The sequence below is a fragment of the Moraxella sp. TY6 genome, assembly GCF_048551375.1.
Taxonomy (GTDB): domain Bacteria; phylum Pseudomonadota; class Gammaproteobacteria; order Pseudomonadales; family Moraxellaceae; genus Faucicola.
Genome location: NZ_JBLYZJ010000007.1, coordinates 1 through 14363, shown reverse-complemented (window position 1 = coordinate 14363; position 14363 = coordinate 1). Strand labels below are relative to the sequence as shown.

Sequence of the window (14363 nt, the reverse complement as noted above, 5' to 3'; positions counted from 1 at the left end):
TGAAACAAGGGAATGTAAATGTTATTGTTATTTATCATGGGATAAAAATACCATTGTATAAGAAATAATTCAAGCGTAACAAGGTGTAATCAACCTAGTGAAAAATATGCCAAAAATGCTAATATACTAAGCATACAGCAAGACGAAAATTAAAGAAAAGTTGCTTTTCCTCAACCCGTTGCCCCCTCCTGCAACGGGTCTTTTTTATTACGCCTTTATTACGCCACTTGCCCCACCACAAAACCACTTGCCCACGCCCATTGAAAATTATATCCCCCAAGCCAGCCTGTCACGTCCAACACCTCACCACAAAAATATAAATTCGGCTGAAGCTGACTTTCTAAGGTTTTGGAAGAAATCTGATCGGTTGCTACACCACCACGAGTCACTTCTGCGGTACGATAGCCCTCTGTACCTGATGGCATCAAGCGAAACGCATTGAGGCTTTGTCCGATTTTTTGCAATAACTCATCTTTGATATTGGCAAGCTCGGTTTCGGCAACTGTATCAAACACCAATTGTTGCAAGGTTAATACCAACTTTTTGGGCAAAGGTTCACTACCTGTTTGTTTGGCGACCACTTCACCCAACACCGTACGAAGCAGGGATTTTGGATGGGATTTTTTATGTGCCAATAAAAATTCAGCAACATCAACATGGGGTAAAAAATTGATAAAAATCGGCTCACCCACTTGCCAATAATTGGATAGCTGTAGGCTTGCAGGCCCTGACAGACCTCGATGGGTAAACAACAGCGGTAATTTAAAGCTGATACGCTCATTAAATGCCACCACCTCAAGGCTAATGCCTGCCAATGCCTTCAATGCCTCACCGACTTTATCCGTCAATGTAAAAGGGACTAGCCCTGCTGTAGTCGGCACAAGCTGATGACCAAATTGTTCGGCAATCTGATAGCCAAAACCAGTCGCCCCCATCGTAGGGATGGACAAGCCCCCTGTGGCAATAACCAACGATTGACTGTGGATTTGGCTAGTTTTGTTGTTGTGTTGCACACTGACCATAAAGCGATTTTTATCATCATTATTAATGGCTTGAATGGCTTCAATAGTGGTTTTTAATTGGATTTTTACCCCAACTTTATCACACTCACTGAGCAACATTTGTAAAATATCATCCGCAGAATCATCGCAAAATAATTGCCCATGCTCTCGTTCATGGTAGGCTATGCCATGCTCGATGACCATGCCAATAAAATCCCAGTTGAGGTATTTGCTCAAGGCGGATTTGACAAAGTGGGGGTTATTGCCCAAATAATGCGTGGGTTCTACCGTATAATTGGTGAAATTACAGCGACCGCCACCGCTCATAAGGATTTTTTTGCCTGCTTTGTTGGCGTGGTCAAGTACCAAAACCTTGCGTCCTCGCCTGCCTGCGGTCATGGCACAAAACAGGCCAGAAGCCCCTGCACCAATAATAATAACATCATACATGAGGGTATATCTCTTAATGATAGGACTTACATAAACCATTGAAACCATTCAAATTGTTGGGTATCGCAAGCTCTACCCAACCTACGATTTGGTTAAATGCGTAAGTCCTAGTTATATTAAAACTCTTTCTATACCTAATTTTTGCCACAATGGTTTGGAAAGCGGTCTATTATTTTCCTAAATAACCCTTTCCACCATAAACCCCACTTTTTCCACCACCTCCGCTTTATCATACGGAGCAAGGGTCGCACGAGTAAAGGGTTTATCTTTAAGATAGGTCATCGCCACTCGTTGCAAGTCCGCCAAAGTCACCGCCAAAATCTTGGCTCGCATGGTCTGTTGCCATTCTTTGCCACGCCCATGCAGTTCAGCAAACAAGGCTTTCACCGCCTCACCTGCTGGGCTGGCAGGTTTATCCATCCCTGCCATCAAGCCCAAAATCGCCTCTTCAAGCCACGCATCGGTTTTTTCCGATTGTTTTTGCTCAAGCAACCAATCAACACTGGCTAAAAAGTCCGCAAAAGTTGCCTCAAAACGTGGGTCACGATAGCTATAAAACTTAAACGCACAGGCATTGCTATCAAAACTCGCCCCACCGCCATACGCACCGCCTGTTTCACGAATGGTGCGGTGCAGATAGTTGTTGCGTAGCACGCCAGACAGCACCATCAAAGCAGGTGCGTCCGCATGGTCGGCAGGTACGGCTTGGAACGCCATCGCATTGTGAAACACGTTGGTTTGGGCAAGCCAAGCGATGTCCGAGCTATCAGTGCTAATCGCAAAATTTGGTAAAACGTCAGTCGGTGCAGTCACCGCATCCGCCCAACTATCAACAATCGCTTGTTTTAGCGTGGGTAAATGCTCACTTTCGGCAATGATTAACGCCTGTTTTGGCAAGGCTTTAATGGTGTTGTGCAAGGCGGTTAAACGCTCGCTTAACGCTTGCCATTGCCCTTTGTCCGTTTCGGCTTTTGCCAAAAATTCTGTTAAGTCATTCAAAGCAGGTAATCCACCACGCACATATTCAAGGCGAGCGATTTGGCTCATATTGCGACCTGCGGTTTGCATGGCGTAGGCGTGTCCGCTGTTTGCCAAGCGTGATTGCCAACCGAGTTGTTTTTGCGTGAGTAATTCTTCAATCCGCTCAAATTCGCTAAACACGGTGTCATTTAACACTTGTTTGAGCAAATCAATGGCTTCGAGTTTTCGGCTCAATGAGCGTGTCGCCACCACCAAAAAGCTGTCCATTTTTTCAGGGTCATTCGGTGAAGTGCGTTGGCTGATTCGCACCGTCACACCGCTAGAATGGCGAGCTTGCAACGCTTGAAAACTGCGAGCATCGACATCTTTTGTCCCCACTTCGCTGATGAGCGTGAGATAAGTGGACAAATCTGGGTGCTGAATAATCGCCTCGTGACCGTCCAACGGCAAAATCACTTGGTAATAATACAAGCCATTCGTCCCTGCCTCGTATTCATACATCACGCTGTCGTTTCCGCTTAACGTGACCGCTTGTTTTGAGCCAGTTTTAAACTGAATATCGGCAGGAATATCGGCAAGCCCCACTTTTGGCAATAAATCCACATCATCAAGCGTGGCTTGGCGTTCGGCTAAAATTTTGGCATTTTTCACCAAACTTTGGCGTGTTTCATCGGTCAAAGTATTGGCAATTTCATCCAATTTGGCTTGTTCATCTTTTGCCAATTGCTCTGATTTGTTGGCATCTGGGACAAGGGTCAAGCGTACACGGTGCGGATTATTGAGCAAATGTGTTTCAATTAATTGTTTGACAAAATTAGGGTCTTCCACCGAGGTGCGTAGCCAATTCAAATCGGCATCAATATCCCACACCGCCATTGGGTCGCCATCGTGAATGGCGGTGCTAAAGCCCTCCAGCATCAGATTCAAGCCATACGGCATACTGTCGCCACCGATATGGCGTTGGTCGATTTCGATTTGGTGTAAAATGGTTTCGGTTTCGATAGGGTCAAGCGGTTGTTCGGCAACTTGACGTAACACCGCCAAAATCCCGTCCTCAATCGCTTGGGCGTGCTGTGCCTCCGAGCCTCGCACCCCTGCATAAAACACCATTTGATAATGGCTATCGTCCAATCCAAGTAACGGCGTGGGGGCGGACGCAAGCGGATGACTGTCAAGGTACGCACGCAACGGCGAGCCAGCGTGTTCCACCAATACCCCCTCCAAAAACCGCAACGCCAACCGCTGACGAGCATCCAAAATACTCGGCAATAGCCAAGCCATGACATGGTGGGTTTGTTTGGGTTTCACGCTATCGACTTGGTAAGTTTCGGTGACGCTAATCGGCTGTGGCAACGACTGCTCTAGGCGTGAGGCGTGTTTTTTACCTTTACCAAAAACTTTATCCGCTACCGCCAACGCATCTTCATGCAAGCGTGCTTGGGTCTGTGCCACAGGAATATTACCAAAACTCATCACCACCGCATTGCTAGGGTGGTAGTGGCTTTGGTGAAATTTCACCAAATCGGCATGGGTGAGTTCGGTAATCGCAGACGGCTCACCGCCCGAATTATAGTGATAAGTGGTCGTTGGGAAAAGATGACGAGCAAGGGTATGATAAAGTTGGTCAATTTCGCCACTCATCGCCCCTTTCATCTCGTTAAACACAATGCCTTTGTATTGCGGTTTGCCATTGTCATCAAGCTCAACACGAATCCCCTCTTGAGCAAAATCAAGCGGATTTAAGTTGGGAAAAAAGGTCGCATCAAGATACACCGACAGCAAATTAAAATAGTCTTGGCGGTTTTGTGTCGCAAACGGGTAAGCCGTCCAATCCGAGGCGGTAAAGGCATTCATAAAGGTGTTGAGCGAGCGTTTGACCATACTAAAAAATGGGTCACGCACAGGGTATTTCACCGAGCCACACAGACTGGTATGCTCAAGAATATGAGCCTCGCCACGGTCGGTCATCGGCTGAGTGCGAAAGCCAATCATAAAGGCATTTTCGTCACTGGGGTGGGCGAGGTGATAGTGAATCAAGCCTGTGGCGGTGTGTTCGCTGACCAATACGTCTAGCGAAAGGGAGGGGATTTTATCGTGTTTTAACAGTTTAAAAGCGGGGTGTAGGGTTAAGTCTAAAGCGGTATCTGCGGATGTGGGCATAAATTTTCCTGTTGTTAAAAATCAGAATCTGTAGGGGCGTATTGAATACGCCCTCATTTTTCACGTTTGTTTTTGCTTGTCAAAATAAAGTGAAAGTATAGCAGTTTTGTCGGATTTGTTTTTGATTAAATGGGGGGCAAATTGAGATTGTTAAAGGTCGTAGAGGTGGGAAAATTTTTGAAATTGGTGAATAAAAAAGGATAGAAAGTTATTCTATCCTTTCTCCAAGCTAGTAGAATCGATTCATTGAAATGAAGAATTTGGCATTGTAGGAAAACGGAAAATATTATCTTCTTTTTGGATGGCAAAACATTCTTTTCCGCTCCATATTTTATAGGTTTCACTATCGCCATAAAAATTAACTAAATCTTCAAGCCCACAAATATTTGGTGAATTTTGGCTGTAGCTAATTTTAGGGAACTGTGTTTTAGCTATTTTTTCATATTTGTCATAACTAATAACATAGGGAAAAGGATAAACTTCACGAGTTTTAGGATTAACAACGGCTAAATAAGTTTCTGCGTAACTGCCAGATTTACGATTAACTTTAACATCAAATCTAATTAAATTAAGGTTGCCATTATAGTTAGGCTTGCCTGATTTTATAGCTTGGTTGTACTTACTAATAGCCTGTTTACCACAAAAATCAAAGTGCTTTTCTTCCGCATTCGCTTGACAGGGCGTATCATAGTTATGATAAATAAAACCAGCTATTTTATTACCTTCAATTATATTATTGATGACTGGATTTTTTGAGTAAGCAGTAATTGTTAGTAAAGCACCACCAATCAATATTGTTCCTTTAACTACATTTTTCATAAGTAGTCCTATTATCGAGCCAATTTAGTCAAATATTATTCATAGTTAAGTATATACAAAACTAAGAATATTTAAAATAAAAAAATGAGCGGATAATTTTATTCATTTGGCATACAAAATTCAGCCGAAAATTTCTGAATGGCTGTTTAAATAATACAACTCAACCGCCTCATCAGTCATCTTATAAATCAGCACCAAATCAGGTTTAACATGGCAATCTCGGTAGCCTTTCCAGTTACCAGTCAAAGCATGGTCACGATATTTTTCTGCCAACGGTTGATTTTGGGTCAAGCAATACAACACATCAATCAACTCAGAGCTGAGTTCCGCCTTTTTAAAATCCTTATCAAAAGAACGAGTTCTTTTTAGTTTACGCATTTTTCAGTTCCAACAACTCAGCTAAAGAACTTTCGGTAAACTCACCATTTTGCATTTCTTGCACTGACTGACGCAGACGAGCCTCACCTGCTGGCGATAGGGTGTAGTCTGATGAGCCAGTCGGATTGGCATAATCAAAAGAAAGCGGTACTCGCTTGGTATTGGCGATTTGTTTTAGAAATAGTTTAAAGGCTTGCGTGGGTGTTAAGCCATAATTATCAAGCACGGCAAAGGATTCATCTCGTAAACCTTCTTCAATCTGAATATGATAACTAATCGCAGTCATGGCAAATTCCTTGCAAAAATTATCAGTTAAGTATAAACAAAATGTGGTGTGTTTAAAATAAAAAATTAGCGGATAATTTTATTCATTTGACATACAATGACAATAATTTTTCACTTAAAAAGGACAAAACATGACCAAAATCCTTGGCATCGGTAACGCCCTTGTGGACAGCGAATTCACCGTCACCGACCCACAACTCACCGCCACCACCCTCACCAAAGGCAACATGACCCTCGCAAGCTCAAGCGAACAAGCTGAACTGGTCGCATCGCTAAAAAACCAAAACATCACCGCCCACAAACAAGCCAGTGGTGGCTCTGGGGCAAATAGCATTTTTGCCATTGCAAGCCTTGGCAATCAAGCCCTGTATCTTTGCCGTGTCGGAGATGATGAACAAGGCAAATTTTACCTTGATGACCTACAGCAAGGCGGTGTCGCCACCCTAGCCACTGCCACCACGCAAGGCGGTACGACAGGTAGCTGTATGGTTCTCGTCACCCCAGACGGTGAGCGTACCATGCAGACTTTTTTGGGGACATCGGCAGAGCTAGACGAGCAGAATATTGACTTTAATGACCCCCAGTTACAAGCATTTGGGGCAGGGGATTGGCTATATATTGAGGGCTATTTGGCATTTAACCCAACCGCCCAAACCGCTATCCAACAGCTAAAAGCCTTTGCTCGTGACAAACAAATGAAAGTCGCTGTGAGTTTTGCCGACCCTGCGGTGGTAAAATTTGGGCGTGAGGGCATTGATAGTATGTTGGCAGGCGGTGTCGATGCGGTATTTTGTAATGCGGAAGAGGCGATGATTTTTACCAATCAACCGACTATTGAACAAGCCAGTCAAGATTTGCTAAAAGTCACCAGTCTTGCAGTCGTGACCAATGGGGCAAAAGGCACGTGCGTCACCACTAGCGAACAGACCTTGGCGATTGAGGCAGAGCCAGTCGCTCAAGTGGTCGATACCAATGGGGCAGGGGATAACTTTGCAGGGGCATTTTTGTTTGGCTTATCAAAAGGCTACGACTTGGCAAAATGTGGTAAATTAGCCAGTCAAGTGGCAGGCAAGGTGATTGGGCAGTTTGGGGCAAGGCTTGCGGTAAATGAGTATCAAGCGATTTATGCGAATTAAGCCAAGTTTGGGTTAAGCTATAGTGAATTAAATCAAAAATCAGACTGTAAAATTTTGGGCGTATGCAATACGCCCCTACGAAACTGTCTTATTTCTAGTTTAAACAACTATACATAATAAGCCATTGATATTTCTGTCATTAAAATCTCCCAAACCCCCTCTTTACGAAAGAGGGGGCTATACCTCCATATATTAGCTCAATTAACGCTCACCCATCCCTTCAGATAAGGTTTTGGTAATTGGTTTGGTGAGGTAATTTAACACGGTACGCTCTAGGGCTTTGATTTCTACTGTCGCTGTCATCCCCGGACGGATGATGATATCTTTGCCACGCCCTTGGAATTCCGCCCCTTTGATATGCACTTGCACACGGTAATACGGTTGTTCGCCTTTTGGGGTTTGCTCCATTAGTGTATCTGGGCTGATATAGGTGACTTTGCCACTCATTGAGCCAAAAATCGAGTAGTCATACGCATCAAGTTTGACATTGGCTTGCTGACCTTCTTTGACATACGCAATGTCGGCAGGGCGGACTTTAGCTTCGACAATCAAGTCACTACTGGTTGGCAGTAATTGCATGATGACTTCACCGGGTTTGACCACACCGCCAATGGTGGTGATTTTGATGTTATTGACTTTTCCATCGGTTGGGGCTTCAAGGCGTTTTTCTTGTAGCACTTGGCTACGGTCACGCATTTGTTCTTCTTCAGATTGCAGTTCTTCTTGAGCCTTGGTCATTTCGGCTTGGGCTTCTTCAAAGTATTTGTTGCGTTTGTTGTTGATTTGGGCTTGGATATCAGCCACTTGACGGCGTAGCTTGATGATGTCGGCTTGGCTAACATCGCCATATTTTAATAAGGGTTCGTTCATGCTGAGTTCTTGCTGGGCAAGCTTTAGCATACTTTCCAGTGAAGAAACATCTTGATTAATGGCTTGTTTACGGCGAGTGTAGAGTTCAGTTTGGTTTTGTACATATTCGCTATATTTTTTGACATCATCAGAAAATACCAATGGCTTGTTAAAGATTTCAGCTTCCAAACGGGCAATCTTGGCTTTTAGGGCAGCGATTTTGGTGGCAGAGTTATCCACAGCGGCTTGAGCTCTGGCTTCTTCTAATACAACCAAAAGTTGACCTTTTTTGACATTATCGCCTTCTTTGACGAGCAGTTTGGTCAAGATACCGCCATCCACAGCTTGAATTTCTTGGGTTCTGGCACTGGCAATGACTGTGCCTGTGGCTCGGGTGACTTGGTCAATTTTGGCAAACGCCGCCCAGGTGATTAAGGTGATGATGGTAAGTAAGGCTATCCATATCACCCATCTAGCACGGTTGGTGTTGGGTTGTAGGGTGTGGTGTTGGTAGTTGTCTGTCATGGTGCGATACTCTTACCCTGTGTTTTTTTGCTTTATGGTGAGTGTTTGGGTTTAAGGGTTAGGTTTATTTTGAACTTGTTGTTGCTGTTGGGCAATCGCTTGTTGGCGTGCTTGCTCTTCATTTTTTTGCAACTGGGCTAAAACCGCCTGTTTTGGACCATCCATGACAATTTGGTTATTTGCCATGATGATAATGCGGTCAACCAAATTGAGCAAGCTGGTTTTATGGGTCGAAACAATGAGGGTTTTACCTGGTTTTTGCATTTCTTGGGCGATGACTTGTAAGCATTGTTGTTCTTGGATATTATCCATCGAAGCGGTTGGCTCATCGAGTAGCCAAATGCTAGGGTCAGTTAATACCAAACGGGTGAATGCCACCAGTTGTTTTTGTCCACCTGATAAGCCTTTACCCCCTTCGCTGATGGGTAGGTCAATACCACTCGAGTGGCTCGATACTAAGCGAATCAAGCCAGTGCGGTTAAGGGCTTGTTGTAGCACGTCATCAGGTGGTGTGGGCATGCCAATTAGCAGGTTTTCTCGTAGTGTACCTTGGAACAAACGGTGGTCTTGTTGTAGGTAGCCGATTTCTTGACTAAGGCTTTCACGGCTGATTTGGTTGATGTCTAAGCCATCGAGTAAAATTCTACCTTCCGTGGTGGCATATAGCCCAGAGAGCAGTTTGAGTAAGGTGGATTTACCTGAGCCGATTGCCCCCAAAATTGCCACTCGCTCACCTGCTTGAATATTGAGGTTAGCCATCTGTAGGGCTGGACGGTCATTGCCTGTATATTTAAAGATGACGTTTTCAGCTTGATAATGACCTGCGATTTTTGAGGGTGATAGTGGATAATTGACCCCTTCATTGTCTTGTGCCAAGGTAAATAAACGTTCGATATTGGCTTGAGCTGCTTTGGCATGAGAATACTGGATGAGCATTTGTGGAATTGCCATGATAGGGGCAAGAATACGTCCGCCTAAAATGGTACAAGCAATCAATCCCCCTGTGGTCATGTCGCCTGACATGACAATATACGCACCCACAATGACCAAACCAACATAGCTGATTTGTTGAAGCATTTGCACTGAGTAGTTTAGATTATCATTGATATGCTTGACTTTAAGGTCGTTGTCAATGGTAGTATTCATCACATTAAGCCAACGTGATAAAAACTTCCAATTCCCTGCCCCTGCCTTGATGGTTTCCATGCCTTCAACAGTTTCGACCAAGATCCCTGTTTTGGCATACGAAGCGGCAGCCCCTTCAGCGGCAGCTTTGTCCATTTTTTTACGGCTAGTTAAACCAACTGTAATACCGATGATAGCAGCCACAATCGGAATCAACGATAGCCAAGGTGAGCCAATTGCCCCAATAATGACGATAAACAATAGACTCATTGGCAAATCAACCAAGGTAAACAAGGTTGAAGCAGTAAAGAAACTGCGTACTTGTTCATAACCACGAAGCTGGGCGGCTAATGAGCCAACTGAGCCAGGCATTTGGTCGATTCGCACCTTGAGTAAACGTTCAAAGATATCTCGTGATAAGTTACCATCAAGACTGACCACCATTCTATCCATGATTTTGGAGCGAGCGAATTTCATAAACATTTCAAACAAAATAATCAATGCCACGCCAGAGGATAAAATAATCAGCGTGTATTCACTGCGGGTCGGAATCACACGGTCATACACTTGCATCGAAAACATCGAAGATGCCAATGCCAAAAAGTTAATCATCAAGGACGCAATTACTGCTTCAAAAACCACCCCTTTATGACGTGTGAGGTTGTTTTTTAATAATTCACCAAAGCTGATTTTACGTTTTTCGATATGTTGTTGGGTGAGTTGAATTTTGCTAATAAAGCTAAAGTCATGGCTTTGACAGCGAGAGGCTTTATGCGTTTGTTGGAATAACCATTGATTGGGGGCAACTTGTTGCACGATACGTCCCCAGCCGTGGATAGGGTGAAATGCCAACAATGGCATATACGCTCCATCAGGTTGGGATAAGACTTTGGGTAAATCGTGAATACCCAAAATCTGCAATAGTGTCAATACTTTATCCGTGGGATTGGTGTTGCTTTCGATACTCTCAGCACTGGTTTGCAGGCGGACTTTATCAATAGGAAAGCCCTGTTCTTTAAGTAAAGTGGCGACTGCCTCAGTAAATTCGTTCGCTGAATGATCCATGACAGGGACAACGGCTTGGGTAGGTGACGGATTAAGCATTGATGATTGCCTTTATTATTCTATAATTGATTTGATTAATAGTGTTAATATAAAAATTAGTGTGTTTTTGTTTCCACAATTTCAAGCTTTTTGATAGTCGCAACGGTCATCACAGGTTCTTTAGTATTAGCTACAGTGACATTGGCAGGCGTATCGGTTGTTGAAGAAATCACTGGTGATACATTTGTGCCAACAGGTATTGACTCCTTCACAGCATTGTTTTCTAGCTTATTCTCAGGCGTAGGGGCTACCGCAGTTGTAATGGTGGGATTCAAATCAATACCCGTTTGCTCATTATGGTTATTTTTTTCAATAGGACTTGGGTCAATATTGATTTGCTCAACCTTTTGTTGGCTACTTTGTTCGCTGTTATTTGGCTCGCTATTATTTTGCGGAACATTGGTTTTTTCAGTGTTTTTCTCAATGTTGCTTTGTTCAATGTTGTTTTGCTCAATATTATTTTGTTCAACACTGCTGGGTGCTATATTATTTTGCTCAATAACATTTTGACTGGTGCTGTCTTGTACAGATGTGCTTGGCTCAACGCTATTTGGGTTAAGATTAAGGTGATTCAAATTAAATGTTGGTAGATTGTAGTCTTTTAGCCAGCCTTGAAATTCAGAATAAGGATGGTATTCTGCGGTTGGCTCGGTTAAAGGTTGGTAGTTTTGCCAGCCCATACGCCCAAAGTCGACTTGTAGTTTATAAAATGCCCCAATCATTTGGCTTTGGACTTGTAACAGTTGTTGTTGATAGCCTGCTTTTTCACGCACTGCATTCAACACTTCAAGCCATGTCTTACGCCCTGCGATAAACTGTCTGCGGTACGAATCTACTACGATTTGAGCTCCAGCAACCGCAGCGATTAGTGACGTTTCTTGGTCTTTGGCACTAACAAATTGTTGATATTGGGTTTGGATATCTTCCATCACTGCCCGTCTGGCAACTTCTTGAGATTGCTCTAGCCCTGCAACACGGGCTTGCGAGGCACGTGCAATGGCAGCGGTGGAAAAACCTGCCCCTGGTTCGTAGCTTAGACCGAATGAGAATTGTCCTTCATTATCATTGCGTTTATGGTAATACAAATTTTCGTATTGTGCGTAAATGGTCGGATAACGAGCGGATTGTTGGGCTTTGACTTGTTGTTTGGCAGCTTCGATTTGGAATTGTTGTTTGATGACTTTTGGGTTATTGATACCTGCATCACTAAATGCCATACGTTCAAAATCTTTTGACTGTGACTTTACATATTTGGCAAGCTGATTGAGGGGGGCAGGGGATTTGTCTTGGGGATTGATGGATTCACCAATCATTTGAGCAAGGCGAGCTTCAGCGATGCGTTGTTGTTGTACCGCACCTTGATAGGCATTTTGGTCTTGTAAAATACGGTTGGTGACCAAGTCCAAATCAATACGAGCGGACACCCCTTGCTCAACACGGCGTTTCATCATTGCCTCAAATTCATCCAACTGTTTGAGGTTGTTGACGTATAAGCCTTGTAATGCAGTCGCATAAATATAACTTTGCCAAATATCAATGGTATTTTTGGCAACGGTATTTTGTTGCTCATAGATATAGGCGGTGGCAGCCTTATCATCATACATGGCTTGATTGACGGCGGCCGTTAATTTACCGCCTGTCCATAAGGGTTGACGAATATTAGCACGGCTGATTAGACCATCATTTTTATCATAGCCAGAGGTGATGGACGGTACGGGAAACACGCCGAGTCTAGCAGCTTTCACCCCTTCTTGGGTTGCTTGTTCTTCCGCAATTGCCGAACCGACCAGTGGGTGCGTTTGTACGGCTTGGCTAATTAGACCATTAATATCAATGAGATTGGTGGTATGCCCTACGGTTGTGACGAGTGATAATGGCATCATCCATGCTAGTATTCGTAGACGTTGATAATAGCCAGTTAGTGTTGTTAAAATAGATGAATCAGTATTCATATACTGGGTATTTGTCGTCTTACGTAATTGGTCAATGTGATGCATACCATAACCTACAAAATTTAAAATAATTATTGTTAAAATTAACTTATTATAACAAAATTTTAGTAAAAAGCCTCGTTTTTATTCTGCTTTCTGCTCTTTGGTCATACAAGCTATGCTAAAATTTATGCCATTTACTTTATACTACTTAAATATAACCATTGACTGTAATTTACTATTATGACTTTACCAATCCTCCCAGACCAGCCAGAACAGCCAACTAGCAGTGCATCTACCCATACTAAACCAAAACCTAAAAAGCATCAAGAGCTGACTAAAGCTTTATTATTCACCGTCATGTTACATGCGATATTGGCAGGGGGCTTGATATGGTATTGGCAAAATCATCACCAATTCGATTCATCTACTAAGTCCACAACCACCAAAGCGAGCAGTTCAGCCAATACAGCTGTTATCACACCAATTATTGCCAGTCAATTACCCGCTTCTACCATAACGACCTCTGCCAGTGCCTCAGTACCTGCCTCTCAGCCAGTGACAAATTCTGTCAGTTCCACTGCGCAACTGACAAAAAATACCCATACTAATATTAATCAAACATCAAGTTCCAATATTATGTCAAGTATGACATTACCAGTTGATAGAATAAATGCAAACCTATTAAATATACTCAATGCTCAACAAGTTATTGTCCATGAAGCCCCTGTTAATCAAGTGCTTACTAGCCGTGATATCCCAATGGCATCCTCAAAAACTGCAAACAAAAATACAACTAACCTCGGTAATGAGGTGACAAACAGTGATATTGCCAATAAAAATCGCACTAACCCCAAAAATCAAAGTAATTCCAATCTTGTTAAAGCCCAACCTACCGCTCCAAAAACTGTGACTGAAAAGCAAGCCAAACAACTATCAAAAGAGCTTGATATGGATAATAAAGAGCTGACGGATTTGATTGACCAGATTAAAAATGATAATAAACAAAAGATTGAGAAACACCAACAGCAAAACAACCCTTCCTATAGCGAACAAATTTCTATCCAAAATGCCAGTACCCCTTCCAATTAGTCGCAGGCTCACTATTTTAGAGCTGACACATTTTTATAGCTTATGGGGTTGAGCATGCTAAACTCAATCCATCCAATGCTTTCAATACTTAATGGCTAACAACATGCTTTAATCCAATCGACCGATGGGATTTTTGTGTCCATCCCATATTTAAGTGTATTGTTTAGCTTTTATTTTATTTTCTTGTAAAGGGTATGAAACTTGCAAGTTCACGTTTTAGTTAATATCTATCTAATATTAAAGTTATGTTTAAGAAAATGAATAATACTTGCATTATTGATATAGTTACCCAATATCTGATAAATGATGAGTTTTATCCATTATTCAGCATTAGCTTTATCTATTAAACGATATAATTTAATGTAAGAACCTCTTTGTCACAGACATTGTTTGTTGATTAAAGAGAGTTTAAATTTAAACTAATTTTTGGGATTGGGGAATAATCACATTTATGAAAACTGTAAACATTAAAGCCTATACCACTGACAAAATTGTTAAAGAACTACAAGTTGTCACCAATGACGGAC

10 protein-coding genes are annotated in these 14363 nt (G+C 42.8%); 2 read left to right on the top strand and 8 right to left on the bottom strand.

The genetic code is table 11. The features are described 5' to 3' along the window. Nucleotides 1-218 precede the first annotated feature (218 nt). The 5 genes from ACK1U4_RS06535 to ACK1U4_RS06515 form a co-directional block, all read right to left on the bottom strand. The gene (locus ACK1U4_RS06535; protein WP_419400079.1) at nucleotides 219-1451 is read right to left on the bottom strand and encodes an NAD(P)/FAD-dependent oxidoreductase; all 1233 of its coding nucleotides are present in this window, start codon (nucleotides 1449-1451) and stop codon (nucleotides 219-221) included. A 177-nt stretch (nucleotides 1452-1628) separates the two neighbouring features. Then, the gene (locus ACK1U4_RS06530) at nucleotides 1629-4592 is read right to left on the bottom strand and encodes an insulinase family protein (RefSeq protein WP_419400078.1); all 2964 of its coding nucleotides are present in this window, start codon (nucleotides 4590-4592) and stop codon (nucleotides 1629-1631) included. A 243-nt stretch (nucleotides 4593-4835) separates the two neighbouring features. Beyond that, nucleotides 4836-5411: a hypothetical protein gene (locus tag ACK1U4_RS06525; protein WP_419400077.1), complete on the bottom strand. Its 576-nt coding sequence runs from the start codon at nucleotides 5409-5411 to the stop codon at nucleotides 4836-4838. 120 nt (nucleotides 5412-5531) lie between these two features. After that, a complete protein-coding gene (locus ACK1U4_RS06520; protein WP_419400076.1) occupies nucleotides 5532-5789 on the bottom strand; it encodes a type II toxin-antitoxin system YafQ family toxin in 258 nt (85 codons plus the stop codon). Continuing rightward, complete coding sequence (locus tag ACK1U4_RS06515) at nucleotides 5782-6075, bottom strand: type II toxin-antitoxin system RelB/DinJ family antitoxin (protein ID WP_419400075.1); 294 nt, start codon at nucleotides 6073-6075, stop codon at nucleotides 5782-5784. Before ACK1U4_RS06515 ends, ACK1U4_RS06520 begins: the two co-directional genes overlap by 8 nt. Nucleotides 6076-6205: 130 nt before the next feature. Here ACK1U4_RS06515 and ACK1U4_RS06510 point away from each other — a divergent pair, with 130 nt between their 5' ends. Further along, nucleotides 6206-7210 carry an adenosine kinase gene (locus tag ACK1U4_RS06510; protein WP_419400074.1) on the top strand — a complete coding sequence of 335 codons (1005 nt, stop codon included), beginning with the start codon at nucleotides 6206-6208 and terminating at the stop codon, nucleotides 7208-7210. Nucleotides 7211-7411: 201 nt separating this feature from the next. Here ACK1U4_RS06510 and ACK1U4_RS06505 read toward each other — a convergent pair whose 3' ends face one another. The 3 genes from ACK1U4_RS06505 to ACK1U4_RS06495 are packed head-to-tail and all read right to left on the bottom strand — an operon-like array spanning nucleotide 7412 to nucleotide 12693. Then, entirely contained in the window at nucleotides 7412-8584 is a 1173-nt protein-coding gene (locus ACK1U4_RS06505) for an HlyD family type I secretion periplasmic adaptor subunit (protein WP_419401975.1), read from the bottom strand. 51 nt (nucleotides 8585-8635) lie between these two features. After that, the gene (locus tag ACK1U4_RS06500; protein ID WP_419401974.1) at nucleotides 8636-10813 is read right to left on the bottom strand and encodes a type I secretion system permease/ATPase; all 2178 of its coding nucleotides are present in this window, start codon (nucleotides 10811-10813) and stop codon (nucleotides 8636-8638) included. Nucleotides 10814-10869: 56 nt separating this feature from the next. Then, complete coding sequence (locus ACK1U4_RS06495) at nucleotides 10870-12693, bottom strand: TolC family protein (RefSeq protein ID WP_419401973.1); 1824 nt, start codon at nucleotides 12691-12693, stop codon at nucleotides 10870-10872. Nucleotides 12694-12987: 294 nt separating this feature from the next. On the opposite strand from ACK1U4_RS06495, the gene ACK1U4_RS06490 reads away from it, so the two are divergent. Further along, entirely contained in the window at nucleotides 12988-13836 is an 849-nt protein-coding gene (locus ACK1U4_RS06490) for a hypothetical protein (RefSeq protein ID WP_419401972.1), read from the top strand. Nucleotides 13837-14363: the final 527 nt, after the last annotated feature.

What these genes read in the sequence shown, in the direction of transcription:
- ACK1U4_RS06505 (WP_419401975.1), bottom strand. Translation starts at nt 8,584, where the DNA reads ATGACAGACAACTACCAACACCACACCCTACAACCCAACACCAACCGT.
- ACK1U4_RS06535 (WP_419400079.1), bottom strand. Translation starts at nt 1,451, where the DNA reads ATGTATGATGTTATTATTATTGGTGCAGGGGCTTCTGGCCTGTTTTGT.
- ACK1U4_RS06520 (WP_419400076.1), bottom strand. Translation starts at nt 5,789, where the DNA reads ATGCGTAAACTAAAAAGAACTCGTTCTTTTGATAAGGATTTTAAAAAG.
- ACK1U4_RS06490 (WP_419401972.1), top strand. Translation starts at nt 12,988, where the DNA reads ATGACTTTACCAATCCTCCCAGACCAGCCAGAACAGCCAACTAGCAGT.
- ACK1U4_RS06500 (WP_419401974.1), bottom strand. Translation starts at nt 10,813, where the DNA reads ATGCTTAATCCGTCACCTACCCAAGCCGTTGTCCCTGTCATGGATCAT.
- ACK1U4_RS06515 (WP_419400075.1), bottom strand. Translation starts at nt 6,075, where the DNA reads ATGACTGCGATTAGTTATCATATTCAGATTGAAGAAGGTTTACGAGAT.
- ACK1U4_RS06530 (WP_419400078.1), bottom strand. Translation starts at nt 4,592, where the DNA reads ATGCCCACATCCGCAGATACCGCTTTAGACTTAACCCTACACCCCGCT.
- ACK1U4_RS06495 (WP_419401973.1), bottom strand. Translation starts at nt 12,693, where the DNA reads ATGCCATTATCACTCGTCACAACCGTAGGGCATACCACCAATCTCATT.
- ACK1U4_RS06510 (WP_419400074.1), top strand. Translation starts at nt 6,206, where the DNA reads ATGACCAAAATCCTTGGCATCGGTAACGCCCTTGTGGACAGCGAATTC.
- ACK1U4_RS06525 (WP_419400077.1), bottom strand. Translation starts at nt 5,411, where the DNA reads ATGAAAAATGTAGTTAAAGGAACAATATTGATTGGTGGTGCTTTACTA.